This is a genomic window from Streptomyces sp. NPDC057543, from assembly GCF_042801895.1.
Classification (GTDB): domain Bacteria; phylum Actinomycetota; class Actinomycetes; order Streptomycetales; family Streptomycetaceae; genus Streptomyces.
The window spans coordinates 1-6,885 of record NZ_JBHVFF010000377.1; the positions used below are offsets into that span (position 1 = coordinate 1).

Below are 6,885 nucleotides of genomic sequence, written 5' to 3' on the forward strand. Positions count from 1 at the left end.
GCGTCGGGATGCTGCAGAAAGAGCTCTTCTCAAGTGCTTACAAACAGGGCGGATGAGGGTGGGCAGGACGCGGCAATGGGCAGCGGCCCCCTGGTCAGGGGGCCGCTTTTGGGCTGCGGCGGTTTCGCTTAGGCGGCGCTGCGGGTCTTGCGGCGGCGTACTGCGACGGTGGTGCCGGCACCGGCGACGACCAGCGTGGCGGCCATACCGGCGATTGCCGCGGTGTTGTCGTTCGTACCGGTCTCGGCGAGGTCGGAGCCCGTGGCCACAGTCGACAGGGCGCCGTCGGTCTTCAGGGCGCTGTTGGTCTTCAGGGCGTGGTGGTTCTTCGGGGCGTGGTTGGTCTTCATGGTCTTGTTGATCCAGCCCGCGTAGGCGGGCGCGTTGGTGTAGAGGCCAGGACCCTCCGAGCACGGCACCTTCGGGGCACCGGGCCCCGAGGTGACGCCGATCAGCTCCCAGCGGCCATTCCGGCCCTTTTGGACCTGCGGCCCGCCGGAGTCCCCGAAGCACGCCATGGCCTTGGGCACGGTGGTGATGGTGCACAGCCGGGTCGGGCCCGCGTAGCCGGGCGCGCACTCGGACTCAGCGCCCCTGCGGGTGTTCAGCTCCTGCAGCCGGTCCGGGAACTTGAGCTCGGTGTCGACAGTGGTGCCGAAGCCCAGGAGCCGGGTCGGCGTGCCAGGGCGCCCTACATGCTCGGCGATCTTGATGGGGTGCTGGGCGACCGGGCGGTCCAGGCGTATCAGCGCGAGGTCGTTGTTGTTGGCGGCCTTGCCCTCGCCGTTCACATAGCCGGGGTGGACGAAGATCCGGTCGATCTTCCGGACAGTGCCGCCGGACTTGCGGTGGTCGCTGCCGACGCGCACGATGCCGTCCAGCTCCAGGCCGTCACCCTTCACGCAGTGGGCCGCCGTCAGTACCCACTGCTTATCGATCAGCGACGCCCCGCAGGTCCCGTCGTTCAGACCGAGCGTGGGGGCCGACTCGGGGACGGTCGCCATGAACGGGTAGTGCTCGGTGGAGTCCGATCCGTTGACGATGGCTCCAGCGCTGCCGGCCATGACAGTGGCGCAGGCCGCAGCTGCGAGAACGCCGACGGCAGCGGTGCGGGCGGTACGGCGGCGCAGTGGCTTGAAGCTGTACACAGGGGGTTCCTTTTGCTTGGTGGATCCGTGCGCATTCAGCCTCGTTTTTTCGATGCCTGCCAGACCATCCGGGTAACAGGTCAACCGATGGTATGGCCCTCTTCCCTCCGTACTGAGGAAAACCCGAGGCCCGGAGTGTGACCGCAGATCAATCGCGAACCCTGCAATGTGCTGATCGCTGAGCCGGGGCGCGGCTACCGGCGCAAGGACGGCACCCCCGTCTGCTCCAACGACAACGACGGTCCGCCGTCGAACGCGCTCATCGGGCACTCCATGCCCGACCAGACGAACACGTACAGCAGGTGCGGCACGACCGGCACCGACGCCGGGCACTTCCAGTTCACGTTCTACCCCGACCGCGATGCGATTGGTCCCGGCCTCGGACAATACGAAGCGAAAGGGGATCTGTACCAGATCGGCGGCGGATACGACGGGCACTTCTGGTACGCCCACACCCGCGACACCGCCCACCTCGGTGGCGACAGTGGGCTGATGACGATCAAAGGCACCTGGACCTTGGACGAGAGCATCTCCTTGGCACGAGTCCTGGTGCATCTGCCCGATACAGGTGCCCACACGAGGCAGGCCGCCTACAAGATCAGCGGCGCGGACACCACAAGCGATGCCAGGATTGTGGAACAGCGGGCTGGCCGGTGGGCCAGCCTAGGCGCCTTCCACTTCACCGGAACACCGCAGGTCACACTCACGAATGCCACGGCTGATGGGACGGCGGACGAAGACGTGGCCTGGGACTCAGTGGCCTTCCAGCCCCTCCCGGGCAAACCGAACCATGAAGTGGTCGCCATGGGCGACTCCTACTCGGCGTCGCCGAGCCGCCGCTCCCGAAGTCCCCTGATGACGGCCTACCGGCCGCGACCGCACCGGTCGCGGCGGCAGGCCGAAACATATGGTCGCCTCCCTACACTTCCCCTGGCCCGGGCGCGCGGCACGGTCCGAATACTGGAATGCTGGACCATGTCGCGCGGAAGGCCGTGGGGCGAGGCTGTGGGGGGCCGAGGATCGTGGAGGACAGGGTGCGAGTGGTCATCGCCGAGGATTCAGTGCTGCTCAGGGAGGGCCTGACCCGGCTGCTGACCGACCGCGGACACGAGGTCGTGGCGGGTGTCGGGGACGCCCAGGCGCTGATCAAGACCATCACGGAGCTGCACGACCAGCAGGCGCTGCCGGACGTCGTCGTGGCGGACGTGCGGATGCCGCCGACGCACACCGACGAGGGAGTCCGGGCCGCGGTGCAGCTGCGCAAGGCGCACCCCGCGCTGGGCGTGCTCGTGCTCTCGCAGTATGTGGAGGAGCGGTACGCCACCGAACTACTGGCCGGCTCCAGCGGCGGGGTCGGCTATCTGCTCAAGGACCGCGTGGCCGAGGTGCGCGAGTTCGTGGACGCGGTGGTCCGGGTGGCCGAGGGCGGAACGGCCCTGGACCCGGAGGTCGTCGCCCAGTTGCTCGGCCGCAGCCGCAAGCAGGACGTGCTGGCCGGGCTCACCCCGCGGGAGCGGGAGGTGCTGGGGCTGATGGCCGAGGGACGGACGAACTCGGCGATCGCCCGGCAGCTCGTGGTGAGCGACGGCGCCGTCGAGAAGCACGTCAGCAACATCTTCCTCAAGCTCGGACTGTCCCAAAGTCATGAGGATCACCGGCGTGTTCTGGCCGTGCTCACCTATCTGAACTCGTGATCGTCCGACACTGTCTCGGAACCTGCGAGCCGTCTCACCGGGGCTCAGCAGCCACAGCGAGGGCAACCTCTTCGTGGCCGGCTGCAAGACCAACCAAGGCCGGTTCTATCCCCTGTTCGATCACATCGTACTGCTGAGCGCGCCGGCCGAGGTGCTGCTGGCTCGGATCGCAGCCCGGACCAACAACCCCTACGGCAAGCGGCCCGAAGAACGTGACGCCGGGCGCTGTCACGTTGGCTGGCTGAGTGGGATGATCTCCGGGTTGATCATGCTGGAGAGGGTTGTCCGTGGGGGACGTGTCGTCGTCGTACAAGGGCCATCGGTACCCGGTCGAGGTGATCTCCCACTGTGTGTGGCTGTGCTGTACTTCCGGTTTCCGGTGTCCTTTCGTGAGGTGAAGGAGCTGATGCTCGAGCGCGGTGTCGTCGTCTCGCATGAGACGGTTCGCCGCTGGCGTGCCAAGTTCGGGCAGTGCTACGCCGGCGCGCTGCGCCGCCGGCTGCCCCGGCCCGGTGACAAGTGGCATTTGGACGAGGTCTTCATCAAGGTCGACGGTGAGCGGAAGTACCTGGGCGGGCCGTGGATCAGGATGGCAATGTCCTGGACATCCTCGTGCAGAACCGCCGGGACATTGCCGCGGCCCGGCGGTTCTTCCGCAGACTGCTGAAGACGACCCTCACAGTGCCCGGGGTGGTCGTCGCCGACAAGCTGCGCTCCTTCGGCGCGGCTCACCGTGAGGTCATGCCCTCGGTGGAGCAACCGCTCGCACAAGGGTCTGAACAACCGGGCGGAGAACAGCCACCAGCCAACCAGGCAGCGTGAACGGGCGATGAAGGGCTTCCGCTCCGTAGGTGGGGCCCAACGGTTCCTGTCCGCGTTCAGCGGGATCTCGCCCCACTTCCGACCCCGACGCCACCTGAGGACCGCACACGACTACCGAGCCGAAATCCGCCACCGCTTCGCCATCTGGGACGAGATCACCGGCGCTGTCGGCTGGCCCATCACGGCCTGAACACAGGCCCGGACCGGGGGCCCGCCATGCCCCGACGCCCCGTCAGGCACGTACACACCCAACAACGTGACAGCGCCCTCAGTTCAGGTTTCGCAGATCCGACAGCGATGCAGCCCCAGCAACGCTGTCAGGAACGATCGCTGGCACTTCTGCATGCGCCCAACCACCTGCGGTATTCGCCAGGTGGCATCCCGAAGGCTACTTTGAACGTCCGGCTGAACATCGCAGCATCCGTGAATCCCCACCGCGCTCCGATAGCTCCGATGGGGTGGCTGGCATAGCCAGGCTGTGCCAGGTCGGTCCGGCACCGGTCCAGCCGGAGTTCCCGGATGAGGGCGCTCACGGTCTGCTTTTCTGGGCGGAAGAGATGGTGCAGGTAGCGCACCGAGATGTTGTGGGCGTCCGCGATTGTCTGCGGCGATAATCGAGGTTCCGTCAGATGCGCCTCGATGAAGGCCTTCACACGGCGCAGGAGCACGGTCTGCTGGGTCTCCGGTGGCAGTAGACCCTCCCGGTCCGCCAGGCCGCAGAGGAACGCGGAGGCAAGCTGGACTGCGGCCGCTCCAAGACGTTCGGCCTCCAGCTCGCTCCACTGGCCACCAGCCAGCCCTTGGATGAACCCCGCGAGTAGGGATCCGGTCCCCTGCGCGGGAAGCCGGCGTGACAGAAGATCCCGCATCGACCGGTCCGGAAGCGGCACCGTAGGTTTCGGCAGGTGGAGGATAGTCAGCCAGCCGCTCTCGGTCACCTGCATCTGCACCGGCTGCGACGTGTCGTACAGCAGCAGGTCGCCTGCTCCGACCTGAGCATGGTTGCGTGCCTGGTCCACCATCATGATCCCGCTGGCCATGTAGCCCAGCTCCCAGAACTCGGGATCCGACCGCTGGATCAACCGCGCGGTTCGTACTGAGGTCAAGGGCGGGAACGACAGGACGGACACCTTGACAGGCCCGAGCTCCAATGCAGCGGTCGATCCCTGGAAGTCTTCGCGGTGCTCACTGGCGATGTGTGTGGGTGCGAGATCCTGCATCAGCAGGTCGCGCCACCAGCCGAACCTCTCAGCCTTCGGCACGTTGGCCGTGTGCATCTCGGCCCAGCCCATTGTTCCGCCCCCGTGCTTGTTGTTCACATCGTGACAACGACTATGCGCTCTGTGTCAATTACCCAAGCCCTGACCAACGGAACACTTCTGGTCTGAGCCAGATTCACGAATTGGACCACGGAGGAATCACGACCATGAACGTGCGTAAACGCGTCACCGTCGCCCTGTCGACCGCAGCGCTCGGTGCGGGCCTTGCCTCGGAGCGCCCGCCGAAGCGGCTCCCGCCCTGGCCAAGGCCGTCACCAGCACGGCGGTGACTGTGCTGAGCAACATCAAGAGTTCTTGCCGTGTCTTTGCATGAACGGGCCTGAGAGGGCCCCTATGGAGGGAGAACCATGAACACACGCAAGCAGGTGGCTGCTCTCGCGGCCATTGTGTCGCTGGTCGGCGGCGCGGTCGCGGCATCGCCCGCCGCTCACGCTGCCTCTGTCAGCAAAACGCAAACGAAATACATCAGCGGCACGAGCCTGAGCAAGAACACCAAGATCAGCGGCACCTATCGCTACTACGTGACCGGCTACACCGGCAACGGGGAGCCGATCTACGGGGGATCGTTCTCGAACACCGGCGCAAAGGACGCGATCAAGGGCAACGGTCTTGAAGCGGTGTTCGCCCTGAGCTATTACACCTGGAGCGGCGGCGCCTGGCACGCCTCCTCCCGGCACGCGGTGAAGGTCAACCGCTTTGACTCTTGGACCTTCAAGAACAAGAAGAGGGTCTACGGCTACGCCTGCGACCGCAAGGTTGGGACCAAGAAGCTGATCAACTGCAAGGCGTGGACGCTCAAGTAACAGCGATCCCAACCGATCCGTTCGTATTCCCGAGTCTGATATCGCAGGTAACAGGGTCGCTTCGCGCCTCCCGCGCTGCGCGGAACCGCAGCTCACGGTGGCTGATGGCACAGAAATTGGTCCGTTATCTGCGGCAGATCGTCACGGAGAGCACAAGCGCCGGTTTTCGCTCGGATGTTCCTCAACCCCGGTTCTTGGGCACGCGCACCACGCGCCGTCGCTGTGGCCCGATGGTGGCGGTCTCACTGAGTCGGTCGAGGTCGAGGTAGTGAACGTTGCGGACGCGTACTACTTCGAAGTCAGTCGGGTTGACAGGGCGTCGCTTCGTCCGTACGAGACCGGCTTGGGCCAGCTCCCGCAGCCCCTTGCTGTGGATGTCTTGTGGACTGGTGGTGAACCCCGTCGGCCCTCGTAGGGAGGACGAGGGCCGACGGGACGAAGATGAACTTCACGTACTCGTTCATCTCGTCCCCCTAGCCTCGCCGTTTCGGTTGGGGTGCGGCTGAGGGTTGGGTAGAAACGCAAAAGTGCCTTCCTGAGCTGGGACGATGGACCTTGTCTAGGGGTTCTGTCGTCGCCAGAGGAAGGCACTTTCTGCGTGAAGGATATCGGTTCGCGGCCCCGGCTTGTGGTGTCCACTGACGGGTCGGGGGTGGTCGGGCACGCCGGAGCACGTTTGCTGGCGGACCTCGCCGAAGCGACCGGGCTGACGGCGGCGTATTCCACCGTGCTCCGGCCGCTTCGGCCGCGCGGCACCGGCCATGACCCAGGCCGGATCGCCACCGATCTCGCAGTGATGCTCGCCGACGGCGGCGAGGCGATCGCGGATCTGGCCGTTCTGCGGGACCAGCGCGAGGTGTTCGGCCCGGTGGCCTCCACGCCGACGGCTCGGCGGCTGCTGGCCCGGTGCGCAGAGCACCGATCGCAGTGTCGAAGACGGCATGGGTGCCGCACTCCACCAGACCGACCATGCGCAACTGCGCGCACAGCGCCGCATCGACCGTTCGGGAAGATATCCGAGGCGGCTGAGCCGGCCCTCGGGCGCCGCGCGGCCTCGTGGAGGTCGTATTGCCGATACCGTGCGGTGTCTACGGCGTCAAATAGCGGGCGCCGAAATCTGGAGGCTCCACCCCATGCT

5 protein-coding genes and 2 pseudogenes are annotated in these 6,885 nt (G+C 66.2%); 5 read left to right on the plus strand and 2 right to left on the minus strand.

What is annotated here, in order from left to right:
• Positions 1-128 precede the first annotated feature (128 nt).
• The gene (locus ACFU8Q_RS37440; RefSeq protein WP_384463401.1) at positions 129-1,148 is read right to left on the minus strand and encodes a trypsin-like serine protease; all 1,020 of its coding nucleotides are present in this window, start codon (positions 1,146-1,148) and stop codon (positions 129-131) included.
• Positions 1,149-1,316: 168 nt separating this feature from the next.
• Here ACFU8Q_RS37440 and ACFU8Q_RS37445 point away from each other — a divergent pair, with 168 nt between their 5' ends.
• From ACFU8Q_RS37445 to ACFU8Q_RS37455, 3 genes and pseudogenes are all read left to right on the plus strand, one after another.
• Entirely contained in the window at positions 1,317-2,231 is a 915-nt protein-coding gene (locus tag ACFU8Q_RS37445) for a hypothetical protein (protein WP_384463412.1), read from the plus strand.
• Positions 2,171-2,842 carry a LuxR C-terminal-related transcriptional regulator gene (locus ACFU8Q_RS37450; protein WP_384463404.1) on the plus strand — a complete coding sequence of 224 codons (672 nt, stop codon included), beginning with the start codon at positions 2,171-2,173 and terminating at the stop codon, positions 2,840-2,842. The genes ACFU8Q_RS37445 and ACFU8Q_RS37450 overlap by 61 nt, the downstream gene beginning before the upstream one ends.
• A gap of 287 nt (positions 2,843-3,129) precedes the next feature.
• Positions 3,130-3,854 (plus strand): annotated as a pseudogene (locus tag ACFU8Q_RS37455) (IS6 family transposase).
• Between the two features lie 127 nt (positions 3,855-3,981).
• Here ACFU8Q_RS37455 and ACFU8Q_RS37460 read toward each other — a convergent pair.
• A complete protein-coding gene (locus ACFU8Q_RS37460; protein WP_384463406.1) occupies positions 3,982-4,983 on the minus strand; it encodes a helix-turn-helix domain-containing protein in 1,002 nt (333 codons plus the stop codon).
• 308 nt (positions 4,984-5,291) lie between these two features.
• On the opposite strand from ACFU8Q_RS37460, the gene ACFU8Q_RS37465 reads away from it, so the two are divergent.
• The gene (locus tag ACFU8Q_RS37465) at positions 5,292-5,747 is read left to right on the plus strand and encodes a hypothetical protein (RefSeq protein WP_384463409.1); all 456 of its coding nucleotides are present in this window, start codon (positions 5,292-5,294) and stop codon (positions 5,745-5,747) included.
• A gap of 568 nt (positions 5,748-6,315) precedes the next feature.
• A pseudogene (locus ACFU8Q_RS37470) lies at positions 6,316-6,663 on the plus strand (transposase); the annotation flags it as partial.
• Positions 6,664-6,885 lie beyond the last annotated feature (222 nt).